This is a genomic window from Leisingera sp. SA32, assembly GCF_056033425.1.
Map to the genome: position 1 here is coordinate 52,248 of NZ_JBVYHB010000014.1, position 19,368 is coordinate 71,615.

The window sequence follows — 19,368 nt, forward strand, 5'->3', positions numbered from 1 at the left end:
ACCTGCCCCGTTGTCTTTGACGCCGCTTAAAATCATATTCGGGGCAACAGATAAAGAGGCAGGCAAGCGTCAAACCGTCGCTTTCTTGATTTAGATCAAAAAAACCGAGGACCGTGCCATGGTAACCCCCGCCTTTCGCCCGTTTGAAACCACGCTGCCCGAAGCCGAGGCGCTGACGGTGCTGCGCGATGCGCTGAACGGGGCCGACGACGGCGAGATCTTTGCCGAGCGGCGCAAATCCGAGGCACTGTCGTTTGATGACGGGCGTCTGCGCAGCGCCAGCTATGACGCATCCGAAGGATTCGGCCTGCGGGCGGTGAACGGCGATGTGGCGGGGTACGCCCATTCCACCGATGTCTCCATTGCCTCGCTGAAGCGCGCAGCGGAGACCGCCAGGCTGGCCGTGGGCGACGGCGGCGGCACCTACGCTGACGCACCGCAGGCCACCAACAAGAAGCTTTACGCGGATTCCGACCCGATCAGCGCCATGCCATTTCCGGTGAAGGTGGAAACGCTGCGCGAAATCGATGCCTTCGCCCGCGATCTGGACAGCCGCGTGGTGCAGGTCTCCGCCTCGCTGGCGGCGTCCCTGCAAGAGATTGAGATCCTGCGCGCTGACGGCGTGCGGGTGCGCGACACCCGTCCGATGGCGCGGCTCAACGTGTCGGTGATCGCCGAGAAGGACGGCCGCCGCGAAAGCGGGTCTGCCGGCGGCGGCGGGCGGCTGGGGCTGGACGGGCTGGTGGATCCGGCCCACTGGCAGACCCAGGTCCGCGAAGCATTGCGCATTGCGTTGGTGAACCTTGATGCCGAACCGGCGCCCGCGGGCGAAATGGACGTCGTGCTTGGCCCCGGCTGGCCCGGCATCCTGCTGCACGAGGCAATTGGCCACGGGCTGGAGGGCGACTTCAACCGCAAGGGCTCGTCCGCCTTTGCCGGGCTGATGGGCCAGCAGATCGCGGCCAAAGGGGTGACCGTGCTGGATGACGGCACCATCCCGAACCGGCGCGGCTCCATCACCGTGGATGACGAGGGTACGCCCAGCCAGAAAACCACGCTGATCGAGGACGGCGTGCTGGTCGGCTTCATGCAGGACCGCCAGAATGCGCGGCTGATGGGTGTCGCCCCCACCGGCAACGGGCGGCGGCAGAGCTACGCCCATGCGCCGATGCCGCGGATGACCAACACCTACATGCTGGGCGGCGAGGCCGATCCCGGAGATCTGGTGGCAGGGATCAAGGATGGGATCTGGGCGGTGGGGTTCGGCGGTGGCCAGGTTGATATCACCAATGGCAAGTTCGTGTTCTCGTGCACAGAAGCCTACCGGGTCAAGGACGGCAAGGTCGGCGCCCCGGTGAAGGGTGCCACGCTGATTGGCGATGGCGCCACCGCGCTGAAGCAGATTCGCGGCCTCGGCAACGACATGGCGCTGGATCCGGGTATGGGCAACTGCGGCAAGGCAGGCCAATGGGTGCCCGTGGGCGTCGGCCAGCCCTCGGTCCTGATGGGCGGGCTGACGGTGGGCGGATCCGCCGCCTGAACCTCCGCAAAAGCCTCGTAAAACCAGCGAAGGCCTCCATAAAACAGCCCCAAACACCGCCCCGCCAGCCACGACCGCGGGGCGGAAATCCTTTGAAGATCACCGCTCTCGGCCGCATCCGCACGGGTTTTTACAATCGCTATCGAGACTTAGGAAAATTTTCCGGGAATTCGTAAAAATTGCCGCGGCGTTCACCTCCTGTTAACCGGTTGAAGGTTAATTCTGGTTCTGCAAACAGGCGGAGCGACGGATGACCGGAGAAGCACATTCTTCCACTCACCCCCCACTCCCACCCACCACGGAAGACGCCCGGTATTCACAGCTTCGTCTGTTGCGCTCCAAGCGGGTCGGCCCGGTGACCTACCATCGGCTGCTCGCTCAATTTGGTTCAGCGCAGAATGCGCTGGATGCGTTGCCTGAAATGGCACGTTCCGCAGGTATCAAAGGGTATGAAACATGCCCTGCCAAGGCGGTGGACGCCGAAATCAAGCTCGCAAAAGCCGCCAAAGCGCGGCTTTTGTGCTATTCGGATCCGGACTATCCCAAGCTGCTGAAAGAACTGAAGGATGCGCCGCCCCTGCTGTGGGCCATCGGCGACCTGTCGCTGCTGAACCGGCCCCTGATTTCCATCGTCGGCGCCCGCAACGCTTCGTCCCTGGGGCGGCGCATGACCCGCGCGCTGGCGCAGAATCTAGGTGCCGCGGGGTATGTCGTGGTCTCGGGCCTGGCGCGCGGCATTGACACGGCCGCGCATGAGGCCACGCTGACCAGCGGCACCATCGCGGTGCAGGCGGGCGGCGTCGATGTCATCTACCCGGCCGAAAACACCCGGCTCGCCGGTGCCATTGCCGAAAGCGGATTGCGTTTGTCCGAACAACCCATGGGGCTGACACCGCAGGCCCGCGACTTCCCCAAGCGCAACCGGATCATCGCAGGCCTTGCACGCGCTGTGGTGGTGGTGGAGGCCGCCGCCAGATCCGGCACCCTGATAACCGCGCAGGATGCGCTGGATCTGGGCCGCGAGGTGCTGGCGGTGCCCGGTCACCCCTTCGATGCGCGCAGCTCCGGCTGCAACCGGCTGATCCGCGACGGCGCGGTGCTGGTGCGCAGCGCGGCTGATGTCATCGAAGCCCTGCCACCGCTGGACCCGGCTGGCAGCCCTGCGCCGCGCGCGCCTGCCGCGCCGCCCGTCAGCCTGCAACAGGCCATGGCAGAGCTGCCACCTGCCCCGCCGCAGCGGCGCAGCCTGGCCGAAACCCATGCCCTGCATCAGCAGATCCTCAGTCGTCTTGGCCCCTCGCCCACCTCCGAGGCCGCGTTGATGCGCGATCTGGCCCTGCCGCCGCAAGACCTGGCACCGGCGCTCACAGATCTTGAACTCGACGGCCGCATCCAGCGCCAGCCCGGTGGGCTGTTGTCCAGAAACCTGCCCGACAACACCGGCGATACCGGGTGATTGCAGACCACCCCACTGCGTGCTGACCACAGCCGGTGCCGCCCCGTCCATGGCCCCGCCTGCCCCGCGCGTGCGTTTCTGACTTTTGGGTGTCGCTCGGACCAAATCCTGACCCAAACCGGAGCTGGGCACCGCCGAAACAGGGCCGTTACAAGGCTGATACGGGGCCGCAGATTGACATTCTCCCCTTGCACCCCACATGTTGCCCGGCCATAGAACCCGCAGTAGCGGTCCGAAGAGGTTAGAGAATTAATGCCAGTTGTCGTCGTCGAATCCCCGGCCAAGGCCAAAACGATCAATAAATATCTTGGTCCCGACTATACGGTTCTGGCGTCCTACGGCCACGTGCGCGACCTGCCAGCCAAGAACGGCTCAGTCGACACCGAGGCCGATTTCGACATGACCTGGGAGGTCGCAAATGATTCCCGCAAGCACGTCAAGGCCATCGCCGACGCGCTGAAAGAGGACAACGCGCTGATTCTCGCAACCGACCCCGATCGCGAGGGCGAGGCGATCAGCTGGCACCTGCAAGAGGCGCTGACCAAGCGGCGGTCCATCAAGAAGGACACACCCGTCAGCCGGGTGACCTTCAACGCCATCACCAAGGAAGCCGTGACCGAGGCGATGCAGAACCCACGTCAGGTCGACATGCCGCTGGTCGAGGCCTATCTGGCGCGGCGCGCGCTGGACTATCTGGTAGGCTTCAACCTGTCCCCGGTGCTGTGGCGCAAACTGCCCGGTGCGCGTTCCGCTGGCCGCGTGCAATCCGTTTGCCTGCGCCTGATCGTTGAGCGCGAGATGGAGATCGAGGCCTTCAACCCCCAGGAATACTGGTCGGTACGCGCCCAGCTGGCGACTCCGCGCGGCCAAGAGCTGGAGGCACGGCTGACCGTTCTGGGCGGCGACAAGCTGGACAAGTACAGCTTGAAAAATTCCACCGCTGCCGAACTGGCCGTGCAGGCCGTTGCCTCGCGCCAGCTGTCGGTTCTGTCGGTCGAGGCCAAGCCCGCCGCCCGCAACCCGTCCGCCCCCTTCATGACCTCCACCCTGCAACAGGAGGCCAGCCGCAAATTCGGCATGGGCGCGCGCCAGACCATGAACACCGCCCAGCGTCTCTATGAGGCCGGGTTGATCACCTATATGCGGACCGATGGTATTGACATGGCCCCTGAGGCTGTCGAAGCCGCCCGCGCCGAGATCGAAAAACGCTATGGCGCCGAATACGTGCCTGCCAAGCCGCGGATCTACAAGAATAAAGCCAAGAACGCCCAGGAAGCGCACGAATGTATCCGCCCGACGGATATGAGCCGCGATGCCGCCAGCCTGAAGGTCTCCGAGGACGACCAGCGCAAGCTGTATGACCTGATCTGGAAACGGACCCTGTCCTGTCAGATGGAAGGCGCGCGACTGGAGCGTACCACCGTCGACATCGGGTCGGACGACCGCCAGGTGGTGCTGCGCGCCACCGGTCAGGTGATGCTGTTTGACGGCTTCATGCGGGTCTATGAGGAAGGCCGCGACGATGTCGCTGACGAGGACGACAAACGCCTGCCGCAGGTCATGGAAGGCGAGGCGCTGAAGTTTGCCTCCTCGCTGGCGGCGCAGGCCGAAAAAGCGGGCAAGGACGCCTCCGTGCTGTCGGACAACACCGCGGTTCTGGCCTTGCAGCACCACACCCAGCCGCCGCCGCGTTACACCGAGGCAACGCTGGTCAAACGCATGGAAGAGCTGGGCATCGGCCGCCCGTCGACCTATGCGAGCGTGATCACCACGATCCAGGACCGCGAATATGTCCGCAAGGACAAGAACCGCCTGTTCCCCGAGGACAAGGGCCGGATCGTCACCATCTTCCTGTTGAACTTCTTCCGTAAATACGTCGGCTACGAATTCACCGCCAACCTCGAAGAAGAGCTGGATGACGTCAGCGCGGGCCAGCGCGACTACAAGGATTTGCTGAGCAAATTCTGGCGCGATTTCTCCGCTGCGATCTCTGAGACCTCAGAGCTGCGCATCACCGAGGTGTTGGATGTCTTGGACGACGCCTTGGCGCCGCAATTGTATCCGCCCCGTGAAGACGGCACCGATCCGCGCGTTTGCCCGAAATGCGGCGCCGGCCAGCTGCATCTGAAAACCTCGCGCACCGGCGGCTTTGTCGGCTGCGGCAACTACCCGGAATGCAACTACACCCGCCCAATCTCCGGCGAGGGTGCGGAAGGCTATGAACGGGTGTTGGGCGAAGATGACGGCGACGAGATCCACCTGAAATCCGGCCGCTTTGGCCCCTATGTGCAACGGGGGGAGCCGACGCCCGAGAACAAGAAGCCGCCGCGCTCCTCGCTGCCCAAACAGGGCAAGGACTACCTGCCCGGTTGGGGTCCGAACGAGATCACGCTGGAGCAAGCGGTCACTCTGCTGACACTGCCGCGCGAAATCGGCCAACACCCGGATGGTGGCGTGATCCAGTCCAATCTGGGCCGCTTTGGCCCCTATATCGCACACCAGCGCCCCGACGAGGAAAAGCCGGTCTATGCGAACCTCAAGGAAACACTGGACGTTTTCGAGATCGGCATGAACCGCGCGGTTGAAATGCTGGCCGAAAAACGCGCCAACCCCGGACGTGGCCGCCGTGCGGCCGCCAAACCGCTGAAGGAACTGGGCGAGCACCCTGAGGGCGGCGGCGCCATCAGCATCATGGACGGACGCTACGGACCTTATGTCAAATGGGAAAAGGTGAACGCCACACTGCCCAAGGACGTCGAGCCCAAGGATGTGACCCTCGACATGGCCGTGCAGCTGATTGCCGAAAAATCCGGCAAGGGCGGCAAGAAAAAGGCCGCGCCCAAGAAGAAAGCTGCCCCCAAGAAGAAAGCTGCCCCAAAGAAAAAGACCGCGGCCAAGAAGGACGCGGACTAAACCAGCACAGGCCGGGGGCGGCGCCCCCGGTCATGCTCCGCTGCGGGGGCCTGGCTCTCCGTAGAAATACCTGTTTCTCTCCGTATCGTTGACTTGCCGCTGTCCCGGCGTCAGAACAGCATCCAAACGGTAGTTGTTGGGAGAACTCCATGAAAAAGGTTTACGCCAACGCCGCCGAAGCGCTCGACGGGTTGCTTCATGACGGCATGTTCATCGCGGCAGGGGGCTTTGGCCTCTGCGGCATTCCGGAGCTTCTGCTGGAGGCCATCAAGGACGCGGGCACCAAGGATCTGACCTTTGCCTCCAACAATGCTGGCGTTGATGATTTTGGCATCGGTATCCTGTTGCAAACCAAGCAGGTCAAGAAAATGATCTCCTCCTACGTGGGGGAAAACGCCGAATTCATGCGCCAGTACCTCAGCGGCGAGCTGGAGCTGGAATTCAACCCGCAAGGCACCTTGGCCGAGCGTATGCGCGCAGGCGGCGCGGGCATTCCCGGCTTCTTCACCAAGACAGGCGTGGGCACCGTGATTGCCGAGGGCAAGCTGGAGAAGCAATTCCCCACCGGCGAAGACGGCGCCATGGAAGACTACATCATGGAAGAGGGCATCTTTGCCGATCTGGCCATCGTCAAGGCCTGGAAGGCGGATGAGACTGGCAACCTGGTGTTCCGCAAGACCGCCCGCAACTTCAACGCGCCCGCCGCCACCTGCGGCAAAGTCTGTGTCGTCGAGGTGGAGGAAATCGTGCCGACCGGGTCTCTGGATCCCGACTCGATCCACCTGCCCGGCATCTATGTGCACCGGATCATTCAGGGCACGCATGAGAAACGCATCGAACAGCGCACCGTGCGCAAGCGGGAGGAAGCATAATGGCTTGGGATCGCAATCAGATGGCGGCACGCGCCGCCCAGGAACTGCAGGACGGCTGGTATGTAAACCTCGGCATCGGCATCCCGACGCTGGTGTCCAACTACATCCCCGAGGGTGTCGAGGTAACACTGCAATCGGAAAACGGCATGTTGGGCATGGGCCCCTTCCCGCTTGAAGGCGACGAAGACCCGGATCTGATCAACGCGGGCAAGCAGACCATCACTGAGCTGCCGCAGACCGCCTATTTCGATTCCGCGCAGTCGTTTGCGATGATCCGCGGCGGCAAGATCGCCATGGCGATCCTGGGCGCGATGGAAGTGGCCGAGAACGGCGACCTCGCCAACTGGATGATCCCCGGCAAGCTGGTCAAGGGCATGGGCGGTGCCATGGACCTTGTGGCAGGCGTCCGCCGCGTGGTTGTGGTGATGGATCACGCCAACAAGCATGGCCAGTCCAAGATTCTGAAGGAGTGCACCCTGCCGCTGACCGGCAAGGGCGTGGTGGACCGCATCATCACCAACCTAGGCGTGCTGGACGTGGTTGAAGGCGGCCTGAAAATCGTTGAATGCGCGGAAGGCGTCAGCGAAGACGAGCTGCGTGCTGCGACCGAAGCAACGATCGTCGACTGATCTGCATCCACATCACCGTCCAAGGCCCGCCAGTTCCCTGGCGGGCCTTTCTCGTGTTTTATACGCCTGTGGCTGATGCCGGGCGTTCCTGTGGCCGCAGCGTGTGCCACACGGCGCCCTGCGGCGGGTTGATGATTTCGTACATGAACACCCGTTTGTCGTGCCAGTTCACCACCCGTTCCTCGCCATTTTCGAACGCCACCACGCAATAACTTCCATCGGCGGGATCACAGCTGTCCCGCCCCATCACGCTGACGATGACCGGGTCCACCAGGTGGCGGCTGACCAGCACCTGCGCCTTCACCATCTTGCCGGACAGATACAGCCCGCCCGCAAACAGCCCCACCGCCAGCAGGATAAACCCCGGGCCGGACAGGTTTCTGAATGGTGAAGCCTTGGCCAGGCCCGGCGCAAAGGCCACGAACACCAGCCGTCCGAAAAAGCCCACAAATGCAATCACCCCGATCAGGACAAAATTGCCCGTCACCTGCTGTGACCCAGCCGCCACCGCCGAGGGGTCGAATCCAAAGTCCAAAACGTATCTCCAAAATCTGAAAAGTCGGAAATAACGGCTGAAAATCAGTTCAGTGCGGCGAAACTTTGACGACCGGCCGCCGCTCGCGTCAAACTCTCGCAAATTTAAGGCCGGGGGCGGCACGCAGTCGACCCAGCCCCAGGCTAGCGCAGGAGCGACACGCCCATCGCGGGGGCCATGGCGCCGCCCTGCGCACGCGGCAAGGTCACAGGCAGCAACACCGCACCTGCCAATAACGCCGCACAGGCGGCCATCAGAATATCGCGCTTCATTATATACCTTTCCGGCTTAGCTCTGATCCGTCGGGACCCGGGGATCGCTCAGGCTCGGCCGCCAAGAACCCCAGGCGCGCGGCAGATGCCGTTGGGCGACGTGCCGTCAGCAGGGACGCTCAACGCCGCAGCGATGCAGGATGCCAGGACAATTGGCCCAAGGGGCCACGCCATCGGATGGAACAGTCGTTTCATGCCAGTTTCCTCACTCGTCAATATGTACCGACCTGTAAATGATGCCGTATATGTGTACCGATCTGTACACTAAAGCAAGGCAAATTTATCGCCCTTGGACGACCCGGTCCGCTATCCAAGGCTACGCAATTGCAAAGGCGCAATATTTTCTAGCGGGTTTTCGTTCGGCCAGATCGGGAGTATGTACAGATCAGTACACAAAAGGACGAATCATGCGCCCGAACAAACGCGACGAACTGGTCCGCAGAGCGTTGGACGTGTTCTATGCCCGCGGCTTTCACGCCACCGGCATGGACACGCTGGTCAAGGAGACCGGCGTCTCCAAAACCTCCATGTACAAGCATTTCCGCACCAAAGACGATCTGATCGTGGCGGTGCTGCGCTTGCGGGACGAGGATTTCCGCACTTGGCTCTACCGCCGCATGGCGGAACTGGCCGACACGCCCCGTGGGCAGCTGCTGGCAATGTTCACTGCCCTGGCGGAATGGTTCGACAAGCCCGAATTCGCAGGCTGCATGTTCGTCAAGGCCAGCGCCGAGTTCCAGGATCACAGCCACCCCGTGTACCGGCAATCTACGGAACACAAACAGCTTATCCTGCGCCATCTTGCGGGGCTGGCCGAACAGGCCGGGGCGGCAGATGCCGCGGCGCTGGCGCGACAGCTCCTGACGTTGAAGGAAGGGGCCATTGTCCTTGCCGCCATGTCCGTGTGCCCGGATCCCGCATCGGACGCACTGGCCACAGCGCGGCTGCTGCTGCAGACGCAGCTTCCCGAGGTCTGACCGCGAGCTATGGCCCCAGCCGGAAGACACAGCCGTCCGACAGCAGCTCGGGCGGGGTCATGCACAGTCCCCTTGCCACCTGATAGGCCGCCAGAACCTTGGGCACATAGTCCAGCGTCTCTGCATAGGGGGGCACACCCTCATGGTCGCGCACCGCCCCCTCGCCCGCGTTGTAGCCGGCCAGCACCAGAATCGGGTCGCCCTCGAACCGGCCCATCAGCCAGTCCAGGTACTTGATGCCGCCCGCGATGTTCTGCTGCGCCTCCAGGGCATCGCCGACACCAAAGCGCGCTGCGGTATCTGGCATCAGCTGCATCAGCCCCTGCGCCCCGGCCGAGCTGACGGCATCCGTGCGGCCCGCCGATTCCACCGCGATCACCGCCAGCACCAATGCCGGGGACACTTTCGTACCCGCGCTGTAGGTCAGGATTGGCACCGCATGGGCCTGGGCGATCTCCTGCATCAGTTGCAAGCGCGGTGCGGCCAATCCCTGGCCCGCATTCAGCGCCATCAGCGCCTGCTCCAACCGGCCCCGCCCGGCATCAGCGGCCTCCACCTTATCCCAAAACCAGCCGTACCGCCCCGGCCTTGCCGCTGCCACCGCCGCCGGTTTCTCTGCCTGCGCCGCGGCCTGTTCAGCAGCCTTGGCGGCGGCCTGTGCTGCCGGGTCGATCTGCACGGTGATACGTTTGCCGCCGCCCGCCTTGGGCGGTTTGATCCGCTTGGCCTCGAAAGTGGGAAAGGGTTGCGGCTGCACCGCCTGCGCCGCAGCCACCAGCGGCGCAAGACAGGCAGCAAGGGTCAGCACAAGAACGGGAGACGACATGGCAGGGCCTGATTGCACGGGGTTTGACGGCAGAGTCGGCAACTTGGCACCGCAACACCAGTCCTTGTGCCCCGAAATCTGGCGCAATCGCCACATTTGCGGCCCGATGACACCGAAATACCACGGGGGCGCAGCGCTTAACGAAAATTTAATGCCCCAGAATCCGTGCGTTACCCGATCGCTTGCCAAAAAGTTAAAATAGGGCCGCCATTTTCGGATTTCAGCCCAAATCCTGCCATTCTGGGCTGGCTATATGGGTTCATCCAAGCCGGACAGTGGTCAAGCAGGTGAGAGAGCGGACCCTGGCGAGATGGCGGGATGGACCAATTCAGTGATCCTTTGGAGGGACCAACCATGATCAAGTTTTTCAAGAATTTCCGCAAAGACGACTCCGGCGCCGTGACTGTTGACTGGGTCGTGCTGACCGCAGCCGTGGCCGCTCTGGGTGGCGTCGTCTACACCGCCGTGCAGGACGGTGCATCCGACCTGGCCAGCGACACCGGCTCCTTCCTGGCCACCAAGACGCCGACCTGATCGCCGCACGTTGCGCGCCTATCCGCTTTGCAAGGCCGTCCCCCTGGGGGCGGCCTTCTTCGGTGGAACCGCAACCGCACCCCGTCGCCCCAGATTGCGGAAAACAGATCCTTAAAATTGGTAAGGAGTTTTTTACTTTTGGGCATAACCCACAGGATTGCGCCCCATTAACGCCCCATTCACATAGCTTAATGGACCCATCCCCAGACGGGACGATCAGAAGGAGAGAGCTGATCGGCATAGCCTGGCGGGGCACATGACACCACATTCGTTTCCTTTGGAGGGACCAACCATGATCAAGTTTTTCAAGAATTTCCGCAAAGACGACTCCGGCGCCGTGACCGTTGACTGGGTTGTGCTGACCGCAGCCGTAGCTGCTCTGGGCGGCGTCGTCTACACCGCCGTGCAGGACGGTGCATCCGACCTGGCCAGCGACACCGGCTCCTTCCTGGCCACCAAGACGCCGACCTGATCGCCGCGCGACACGCATCGGCGGCGCCACACGTAACCGGCGCCGCCCCTGCCCTGATCGTTCCCAAGGCAGCGAGGTTCGGAACATGAACAAACTTTGGTCTTACATCGCAGAGGACGACGGTGCCATCACCGTCGACTGGGTTATCCTCTGTGCTGCCGCCATCGGGCTCGCCGTGCTGATTGCCGGTGCCACCCAGGACGGTGCGTTTGGCCTGGCCCAGGGGCTGGCAACCTTCATGAGCAACTGGAACTTCGGCTAAGGCAGCGTTGCGCTGCCCGTGCCCACTCCACCACCCCATGACATCGCCGCACCCGCGATGGCATGCCGACGCCCTGGCCTGGTCCGGGCTGTCGGCAGGCGCTTGTTCGCGGGTTCGGCACGTTGAGGAAAGGTAACACAATGCGTGCAGTTTTCGGACTGGTCCTGATTGTCGGCGTGGCCCTGGCGGGCGGTGCCGTGATGATGGCAAAGAATTACATCGCCGCCTATCAGAACGAGCTTGCGCGCGAGCGGGCGGCCCGCGCCGAAACGGTGCCGACCGTGGACGTCTTTGTCGCCACCAAGCCGCTGAAATACGGCGAACGCCTGTCCAAGGACGCGGTGCGCGCGGTGCGTTGGCCGCAAAATGCCATCCCCGAGGGCGCCTTTACCGAACTGGACGCGCTGTTCCCGCCGCACGAGGGCGACGATCTGCGCGTGGTTCTGCGCGCGATGGAAAAGGATGAGGCGATCCTGGCCGTCAAGGTCACCGACCCCGGCAAGGACGCAGGCATCACCTCGCGGCTGCAACGCGGCATGCGCGCCTTTGCGATCAAGGTGGATGTGTCCTCCGGCGTGTCGGGCTTTCTGCGCCCCGGCGATAAGGTCGATGTGTACTGGACCGGCATGATGCCCGGCAGCGGCGGCGCCCATGGCGAGGTCACCCGCCTCATTGAGACAAACGTCGAACTGGTCGCCGTGGACCAGAGTGCGGGCGGCGACATCAACGAGGCAATCATTGCCCGCACGGTCACCGTGGCCGCCCATCCGCGTCAGGTGGCTGCGCTGGCCCAGGCGCAAACCACCGGCCGGTTGTCGCTGGCCCTGGTCGGCGCCGGGGACGACACCATCGCCTCGGTGGTCGAGGTCGACCAGCGGACGCTGCTGGGTCTGGGCGCCCTGGAAGCGCCGCAGGAAGTGGAGCAGGAGAAAGTCTGCACCATCCGCACCCGCCGTGGTGCCGAAGTGGTGGAGATCCCGATCCCCTGCACCAACTAGGGCGCTACGCGGAAACGTCGCGCCCTCAGCCGAATAACGCGCGCGGCCACCATCCCTTCGTGGGGTGGTGGCCGCTTGGCGTGTTGCCCGGTCCACACAATGCAGCGACGACGAGAACCCCTGCGAAACCATTGATTCTTGCAAAAATTCACCATCTGCACCACAGTGCCCAAAACAGCGGGCAAAAAGACCCGGATTTTGAGGCGTGATCGGAAAGGCAGGTCACATGAGATTTAAGAGGTTCGTGGCGGCAGCCCTAGTGGGGCTTTCGCTTGCTGGCATTCCGTCGGTCGATGGGGCCGAGGCCCAGTCCCTGCGGGTGGTGAAACGCGGCACGGCGTCGACGCTGGACGTGCCGATGAACCGTGCCGTCGTCGTCGAAAGCGAAACCCCCTTTGCGGAACTCAGCATCGCCAATCCGGGCATTGCCGACATTTCCTCCCTGTCGGATCGCACCATCTATGTTTTGGGCAAATCGCCGGGTCTGACCACGCTGACATTGCTGGACGGCTCTGGCCGACTGATCACCAACGTGGATGTTCGCGTGGCCGCCGATGTCACCGAATTCAAGCAACGCCTGCGCCAGATCCTGCCAAACGAGAAAATCGAGGTCCGTACCGCCAATGACGGCATCGTGCTGTCCGGCACCGTGTCCAGCGCGGCACGGCTGCAACGCGCGCTCGACCTTGCCGAACGCTACGCGCCGGAGCGGGTCAGCAATCTGATGTCGGTGGGCGGCGTGCAGCAGGTCATGCTCAAGGTGCGCTTCGCCGAGATGCAACGCTCGGTTTCCAAGTCGCTCAGTGCTTCGCTGGGCTTCAGCGGCGGCACCAGCACGGGCCGTGTGGGCGGCACCAACACGCTGAACAACGCAGGATCGCTGGCCAATTCTCTGGCTGGCAACATTCCGGCGGCCAATGAAAACGCCGGCGCCTTCCTGTTCGGTTTCAATGCTGGCGCGGTGCAGGTCAGCCTGCTGCTGGAAGCGCTGGAGCAAAAGGGCGTCGTGCGCACGCTGGCCGAACCCAACCTGTCGGCCCTGTCGGGCCAAGAGGCCAAATTCCTGGCCGGCGGCGAATACCCGGTGCCCGTGGCCCAGGAAGATGGCGTCATCACCATCGAATTCAAACCGTTCGGGATTGAGCTGAACTTCATCCCGCGGGTGATCGACGGCGACCTCATCAATCTGGAACTGAATGCAGCCGTGTCGGCCATCGACCCTTCCAACTCGCTGGAGCTCAGCGGGCTGACGATTGATGCCTTCTCGCGGCGCGAGACCTCCACCACCGTTGAAATGCGCGACGGCGAGAGCTTTGCCATTGCCGGTCTGATCCGGGACGAGTTCCTCGACAATTCCTCGCAGCTGCCCTGGCTGGGCGATGTACCCGTACTGGGCGCATTGTTCCGCAGCGCCGACTACCAGCGCGAACAGACCGAACTGGTCATCATTGTCAGCGCCCATCTGGTCACCCCGACCCGCGGCGAGGCGCTGACCCTGCCAACCGATCGGGTGGCACCGCCCAGCGAAAAAGACCTGTTCCTCTTCGGACGCACCTCGCGCACCAAGAGCGGCCCGGCGGCCGAAGTCGCCAAGCAGGATTTCAACGGCTCTTACGGCTACGTGCTGGACTGATAGGGAGTGGCACAGATGATCAGAACCGCTGCAATTCTGGGGCTGCTGCTGACCGCCGCTGCCTGCGAACGCGAAGCCGGGCGCGAGTTGAACCGCAAGGGCACCTTTGGCGAAGCTACCCTGAACAATTCGGCGGTGATGCGTGGCCAGCGCGACTATGCCATCCAGCTGGCTGGCCGTTTCGCCAAGGAAGTGCCGACAACCATCACGTTTGATTTCGACAGCGCCCGTCTGGATGCGACGGCCCGCACGGTTCTTGACCAGCAGGCCCGTTGGATCAGACAGTTCCCCGAGGTGCGTTTCCGCGTGTTCGGGCACACCGACGCCGTTGGCAGCAACGCCTACAACAAATCGCTGGGTCTGCGGCGGGCACGCGCGGCGGTGAACTATCTGGTGTCGCGCGGCATCAGCCGCAGTCGGCTGGAGGCCGTGGTGTCCTATGGTGAAACCCAGCCGCTGATCCCCACTCCGCAGCGCGAACGCCGCAACCGCCGCACCGTGACCGAAGTTAGCGGCTTCCTCAAGCGCCATCCTTCGGTGCTGGACGGCAAATATGCCCAGATCGTCTATCGCGAATACCTCGAAAGCGCGATTCCCGGCACCACGCTGACAGAGCAGAAATCGCTCGAACGCGCGCTGGAGTAACCCCGCCTGCGGCCTATCGGTCGTCGACGAGTTGTTAACATTCCCCAGATTTGGGGCTTTTTGGCCCCAAATTCGCCCAGATTGCCATCGACATTGTTTGCAAGAGGCAGAGTGTGCCCATGGCGCGCTCTGCCCATGTGAACAAGGAATACGGCAATGAGTGGAACGCCCCAAACAGAGACCCCGGCAATTGTCGCCTGCACCATCAGCCGCGATGTGCAGACCTTTGATTTGTTGATCGAGGACATGGAGGCCGCTCTGGGAGAGGCCTGGGGGGATCTGGGATTTTCCGAAGCACTGACCTTCTTCAACCAGCCCGAGGCCGAGGCGCTGCAATTCGTCGCCCTGGCCATCGACAGCGCCGACGAGAGTGATCTGCCGATGATGGGCGAGATCATCACCCAGGCCAAAACCCGTGGCATCAAGGTGATCCTGATCGCCGAAGACGTGACCCCGGCGGCCCTGCACACGTTGTTGCGCCAGGGCGCGGACGAATTCGTTCCCTACCCGCTGCCCGAGCAGGAACTTCAGGCCGCCATCGACCGGCTTAAGGCGCCAGAGCCCGAGGTCGCCCCCAACCCGCATCAGCTGCATTCCGGCAGCCAGCGTGAGGGCGCGGTGATCGTCTGTCACGGGCTGGCCGGCGGCACCGGCTCCACCACGATGGCGGTGAACCTCGCATGGGAGCTGGCGGCGCTCAGCCAACGAGACGACCCCTCTGTCTGCCTGCTGGACTTCGATCTCCAGCATGGATCGGTCTCCACCTATCTGGACCTGCCCCGGCGCGAAGCGGTGATGGAAATGCTCAGCGAAACCGAAAGCATGGACGAAGACCTGTTCGGCCAGGCGCTGCTGTCGTTCCGCGAGAAGCTTCAGGTGCTGACCGCCCCGGCGGAACTGGTGCCGCTGGACCTGCTAACGCCCGAGGACATCACCAGCGTGATCGAAATGGCCCGCAGCCACTTTGACTTTGTGGTGATCGATATGCCGCACACGCTGGTGCAGTGGTCCGAGACCGTTCTCAGCATGGCGCATGTCTATTTTGCCATGATCGAACTGGACATGCGGTCAGCGCAGAACGCGCTGCGCATGAAGCGAGCGCTGCAATCCGAGGATCTGCCATTTGAAAAGCTGCGTTTTGCTTTGAACAAGGCGCCGAAATTCACCGACCTGACCGGCAAGAGCCGTGTAAAGCGGATGGCGGAATCGCTCGGCATCTCCATTGACCTGCAGCTGCCGGATGGCGGCAAGCCGGTGCTGCAAAGCTGCGACCACGGGCTGCCGCTGGCGCTGTCGGCGGCCAAGAACCCGCTGCGCAAGGAAATCGCCAAGCTCGCGGCCTCGCTGCATGAGCTGGGACAGAGTGAGGCCGAAGCGGCCTGAACGGTACGGATTGGGGGCGAGTGAATGTTTTCGAAGTACAAGAAGCAGCCAGCAAAACCGGCACCGGTGGCCGTGGAACCCGCCACCCCGGCTGCGGCATCCGACAAGCCCGCGGTCAGCCTGCGCCGCCCGGCCCAGCGCAATCCCGCCGAAGCGCAGCCGCAGGACAAGGACCGCAAGCGCAAGGAGCGGCTGAGCGAGATCAAGATCCAGCTGCACCGGGAATTGTTGGAAAACCTCAACCTTGCGGCGCTAGAACGCGCTGGCGAGGCCGAATTGCGTTCGGAAATTGCAACCATCGCCACCGAAATCCTGGCAGAAAAAAGCATCGTCCTCAACCGGGAGGACCGCCAGCAGCTCTACAAGGAGCTGTATGACGAGGTCACCGGCCTCGGCCCGCTGGAGGCGCTGCTGCAAGACGACTCTGTCAGCGACATTCTGGTGAACGGCCCACAGCAGATCTTTGTTGAACGCAGCGGCAAGCTCGAAATCAGCGACATCACGTTCAAGGATGAAAAGCACCTGATGCGGATCATCGACAAGATCGTCTCTGCCGTCGGGCGCCGTGTCGATGAAAGCAACCCTTACGTGGACGCCCGCCTGGCCGATGGGTCGCGCTTCAATGCCATGGTGCCGCCCATCGCGGTGGACGGTTCACTGGTGTCGATCCGGAAGTTCAAAAAAGACAAGCTGGGCATTGATGACCTAGTGAATTTTGGTGCCTTCACCGAGGAAATGGCCGCCTATCTGCAAGCCGCGGTCTCCACCCGGCTGAACGTGATTGTGTCTGGCGGCACCGGTTCGGGTAAAACCACCACGCTAAACGCGCTGTCGAGCTTCATCGACAATGCCGAACGCATCCTGACCATCGAGGACACAGCCGAACTGCAATTGCAACAGACCCATGTGGGCAGGATGGAAAGCCGCCCGCCCAACGTCGAAGGCAAAGGCGAGGTCAGCCCGCGCGACTGTCTGAAGAACGCCCTTCGGATGCGCCCCGACCGCATCATCGTGGGCGAGACCCGCGGCGAGGAAGTCATCGACATGTTGCAGGCGATGAACACCGGCCACGACGGCTCGATGACCACGATCCACGCAAACTCTGCCCGCGACGGGATCTCCCGTCTGGAAAACATGATTGCGATGGCAGGCATCGAAATGCCGATCAAGGCCGTGCGCAGTCAGATCGCCTCAGCGGTGAACCTGATCGTGCAGGCCAGCCGCCTGCAGGACGGCTCGCGCCGGATGACCTCTATCACCGAAATTACGGGCATGGAGGGCGACGTGATCTCGATGCAGGAAATCTTCCGGTTCCAGCGCGTTGGTCTGACCCCCGACAACAAAATCATCGGCCATTTCACCGCCACCGGCGTGCGAAGCCACTATTCCGAACGCTTCCGCCTTTGGGGCTATGATCTGCCTGCCTCGATCTATGAACCCACGGTGATGGAGAAGCGCTGATGCAGCTGAGTGCGGAACCACTGATTTACGGCCTCATCTTCTTTGGCGTGCTGGCCCTGGTCGAGGGCCTGTATCTGTTCACCTTCGGCAAATCCATCAGCCTCAACAGCAAGGTCACCCGTCGGCTGGAGATGATGGAAAAAGGCGGCAACCGCGAACAGGTGCTGGAGCAGCTGCGCAAGGAGCTGGGCCAACACGCCAAGTCGCAATCGATCCCGCTGTACTCGCTGCTGTCGGAACGCGCGCAAAAGGCCGCCATTGCCTTTTCCCCGAAACAGTTGATCCTGATTATGGTCGGGCTCGGCGTTGTGGCGTTTGCCGGGCTGACCATCGGCACCTCGGCCCCCCTGCCCGTGCGGGTGCTGGGCTCCATCATCATCGGGGTCGGCGCGGTGTTCTTCTGGGTCAATAAAAAGGCCGCGAAGCGCATGGCGCTGATCGAAGAACAGCTGCCCGACGCGGTGGAACTGATGGTGCGCTCCCTGCGCGTCGGCCATCCGTTTTCCTCTGCCGTGCAGATCGTCGCCAACGAGGTCGAGGACCCGCTGGCCACCGAATTTGGCATCATCGCTGACGAGTGCGCCTATGGTCGCGATGTGGGCGAGGCGCTGAAGGAGATGGCGGAACGGCTGGACATGCAGGACATGCGCTTCCTCGCAGTGGCGGTGAGCATCCAGCAGCAATCCGGCGGCAACCTGGCCGAGGTTCTGGCCGGGTTGGCCAAGGTGATCCGATCCCGCTTTCGCCTGTTTCGCCGGGTCAAGGCGATCACCGCAGAGGCGCAATGGTCGGGCAAGTTCCTGTCGGGTTTTCCGCTGTTCTGCCTGATCGCAATCCTGGTCAAGGATCCCGGTTATTATGACGGCGTGCTGGATCATCCCTGGTTCATTCCCGCCTGTTTTGCGGTTGGGCTGATGCTGACCGCCAATCTGTTCGTCATGCGCATGCTGACCAACATCAAGGTCTGAGGGAGGCGACGATGGAATTCCTGTCCGGCGTCAATGACTATCTGACATCGCAGTTCGGTGAACTCGGCCCGCTGCTGGCCCTCGGCATCGCCGGGCTGTTCATGATCTTGCTGGCGGTGCCGCTGCTGCTGAACCAGCCCGAGGATCCGCTGAAGAAGCTGCAAAAGAACATCGCGCCGGAAACCCGCGCCAAACCGCAGAAGGAACGGCTGCGACAGGCCGACCGCAACGAGCAGCTGCAAAAATTCGCCAACTTCTTGGAACCCCAGAACGCGGATGAGCTGTCGGCGATGGAGCTGAAGCTGCGCCAAGCGGGCTATCACTCCAAGGATTCGGTGCGACTGTTCCACTTTGCCCAATTCGCGCTTGGCCTTCTGGGCCTGGCCGCGGGGTTGTTCTTTGTCTACGTGCTGAAGGCCGACATCGATTACGACAGCCAGCAGATGGCGATCCGCATCATCGGCCCCGGTGCCGTGGGGTACATGCTGCCGAAATACTGGATCACCCGCCGCATCGAGGAGCGCAAGCAGAAGATCACAGAGGGCTTTCCCGACGCGCTCGACATGATGCTGGTCTGCGTCGAGGCGGGGCAGTCGCTGGATCAGGCCATCGTCCGCGTCGCCTCGGAGCTGCACGCCTCCTACCCAGATCTGGCCGAGGAATTTCAGGTGGTCGCCCAGGAGATGAAGGCCGGCAAGGAGAAGGACAAGGTGCTGCGCGACATGGGCACCCGCTGCGGGGTGCAGGATGTCTCCTCTTTCGTGACGGTGATGATCCAATCCGCCAGTTTCGGCACCTCGATCGCCGATGCGCTGCGGGTCTATGCGGGCGAGATGCGCGACAAACGCGTCATGCGCGCCGAAGAGGCCGCAAACAAGTTGCCCGTCAAGATGACCCTTGCCACAATGGGGCTGACCGTGCCGCCGCTGCTGATCATTCTGGTCGGCCCGTCGGTGCAGGGCATCATGAACATGGGCAACGCAGGCAACTGA

19 protein-coding genes are annotated in these 19,368 nt (G+C 62.9%); 16 read left to right on the forward strand and 3 right to left on the reverse strand.

Translation table 11 applies throughout. The annotated features are described in order from the left end of the window. The first annotated feature begins 118 nt into the window (after positions 1-118). The 5 genes from tldD (at position 119) to AC0IPL_RS17460 (ending at position 7,410) form a co-directional block, all read left to right on the forward strand. Positions 119-1,540, forward strand: a complete 1,422-nt coding sequence (tldD, locus tag AC0IPL_RS17440) for a metalloprotease TldD (protein WP_474276190.1) — start codon at positions 119-121, stop codon at positions 1,538-1,540. A 250-nt stretch (positions 1,541-1,790) separates the two neighbouring features. Next, on the forward strand, positions 1,791-2,996 hold the full coding sequence (dprA, locus tag AC0IPL_RS17445; RefSeq protein ID WP_474276192.1) for a DNA-processing protein DprA: 1,206 nt from the start codon (positions 1,791-1,793) through the stop codon (positions 2,994-2,996). A gap of 252 nt (positions 2,997-3,248) precedes the next feature. Then, positions 3,249-5,909, forward strand: coding sequence for a type I DNA topoisomerase (topA, locus tag AC0IPL_RS17450; RefSeq protein WP_474276194.1), 2,661 nt, complete (start codon positions 3,249-3,251; stop codon positions 5,907-5,909). A gap of 149 nt (positions 5,910-6,058) precedes the next feature. After that, positions 6,059-6,781 (forward strand): CoA transferase subunit A, encoded by a 723-nt coding sequence (locus tag AC0IPL_RS17455; RefSeq protein WP_474276196.1) that lies wholly within the window; start codon positions 6,059-6,061, stop codon positions 6,779-6,781. Beyond that, entirely contained in the window at positions 6,781-7,410 is a 630-nt protein-coding gene (locus AC0IPL_RS17460) for a CoA transferase subunit B (RefSeq protein ID WP_474276198.1), read from the forward strand. Before AC0IPL_RS17455 ends, AC0IPL_RS17460 begins: the two co-directional genes overlap by 1 nt. 58 nt (positions 7,411-7,468) lie before the next feature. Here AC0IPL_RS17460 and AC0IPL_RS17465 read toward each other — a convergent pair whose 3' ends face one another. Both AC0IPL_RS17465 and AC0IPL_RS17470 read right to left on the reverse strand, forming a co-directional pair. Further along, positions 7,469-7,945, reverse strand: a complete 477-nt coding sequence (locus tag AC0IPL_RS17465; protein WP_474276200.1) for a hypothetical protein — start codon at positions 7,943-7,945, stop codon at positions 7,469-7,471. 143 nt (positions 7,946-8,088) lie between these two features. Beyond that, positions 8,089-8,217, reverse strand: coding sequence for a hypothetical protein (locus tag AC0IPL_RS17470; protein WP_474276203.1), 129 nt, complete (start codon positions 8,215-8,217; stop codon positions 8,089-8,091). Between the two features lie 407 nt (positions 8,218-8,624). Here AC0IPL_RS17470 and AC0IPL_RS17475 point away from each other — a divergent pair, with 407 nt between their 5' ends. Beyond that, positions 8,625-9,194 (forward strand): TetR/AcrR family transcriptional regulator, encoded by a 570-nt coding sequence (locus AC0IPL_RS17475; RefSeq protein ID WP_474276205.1) that lies wholly within the window; start codon positions 8,625-8,627, stop codon positions 9,192-9,194. 7 nt (positions 9,195-9,201) lie between these two features. On the opposite strand, the gene AC0IPL_RS17480 is transcribed toward AC0IPL_RS17475, so the two are convergent. Further along, positions 9,202-10,020, reverse strand: a complete 819-nt coding sequence (locus AC0IPL_RS17480; protein WP_474276207.1) for a lytic transglycosylase domain-containing protein — start codon at positions 10,018-10,020, stop codon at positions 9,202-9,204. A gap of 354 nt (positions 10,021-10,374) precedes the next feature. Between AC0IPL_RS17480 and AC0IPL_RS17485 the strand changes: the two genes are divergently transcribed. From AC0IPL_RS17485 to AC0IPL_RS17530, 10 genes are all read left to right on the forward strand, one after another. Beyond that, on the forward strand, positions 10,375-10,554 hold the full coding sequence (locus AC0IPL_RS17485; protein ID WP_474276208.1) for a hypothetical protein: 180 nt from the start codon (positions 10,375-10,377) through the stop codon (positions 10,552-10,554). A gap of 292 nt (positions 10,555-10,846) precedes the next feature. Continuing rightward, the gene (locus tag AC0IPL_RS17490) at positions 10,847-11,026 is read left to right on the forward strand and encodes a hypothetical protein (RefSeq protein WP_474276208.1); all 180 of its coding nucleotides are present in this window, start codon (positions 10,847-10,849) and stop codon (positions 11,024-11,026) included. Positions 11,027-11,111: 85 nt separating this feature from the next. Next, entirely contained in the window at positions 11,112-11,288 is a 177-nt protein-coding gene (locus tag AC0IPL_RS17495) for a hypothetical protein (protein ID WP_474276210.1), read from the forward strand. Between the two features lie 140 nt (positions 11,289-11,428). Continuing rightward, a complete protein-coding gene (gene cpaB / locus AC0IPL_RS17500; protein ID WP_474276213.1) occupies positions 11,429-12,286 on the forward strand; it encodes a Flp pilus assembly protein CpaB in 858 nt (285 codons plus the stop codon). A 226-nt stretch (positions 12,287-12,512) separates the two neighbouring features. Next, positions 12,513-13,919 (forward strand): type II and III secretion system protein family protein, encoded by a 1,407-nt coding sequence (locus tag AC0IPL_RS17505; RefSeq protein ID WP_474276215.1) that lies wholly within the window; start codon positions 12,513-12,515, stop codon positions 13,917-13,919. A 15-nt stretch (positions 13,920-13,934) separates the two neighbouring features. Further along, the gene (locus AC0IPL_RS17510) at positions 13,935-14,564 is read left to right on the forward strand and encodes an OmpA family protein (protein WP_474276217.1); all 630 of its coding nucleotides are present in this window, start codon (positions 13,935-13,937) and stop codon (positions 14,562-14,564) included. A 156-nt stretch (positions 14,565-14,720) separates the two neighbouring features. Next, positions 14,721-15,947 carry a CpaE/TadZ family protein gene (locus tag AC0IPL_RS17515; RefSeq protein WP_474276219.1) on the forward strand — a complete coding sequence of 409 codons (1,227 nt, stop codon included), beginning with the start codon at positions 14,721-14,723 and terminating at the stop codon, positions 15,945-15,947. Between the two features lie 24 nt (positions 15,948-15,971). Further along, positions 15,972-17,408: a CpaF family protein gene (locus AC0IPL_RS17520; RefSeq protein WP_474276220.1), complete on the forward strand. Its 1,437-nt coding sequence runs from the start codon at positions 15,972-15,974 to the stop codon at positions 17,406-17,408. Continuing rightward, positions 17,408-18,376, forward strand: coding sequence for a type II secretion system F family protein (locus tag AC0IPL_RS17525; RefSeq protein ID WP_474276223.1), 969 nt, complete (start codon positions 17,408-17,410; stop codon positions 18,374-18,376). The genes AC0IPL_RS17520 and AC0IPL_RS17525 overlap by 1 nt, the downstream gene beginning before the upstream one ends. A gap of 11 nt (positions 18,377-18,387) precedes the next feature. Next, positions 18,388-19,368: a type II secretion system F family protein gene (locus AC0IPL_RS17530; RefSeq protein ID WP_474276225.1), complete on the forward strand. Its 981-nt coding sequence runs from the start codon at positions 18,388-18,390 to the stop codon at positions 19,366-19,368.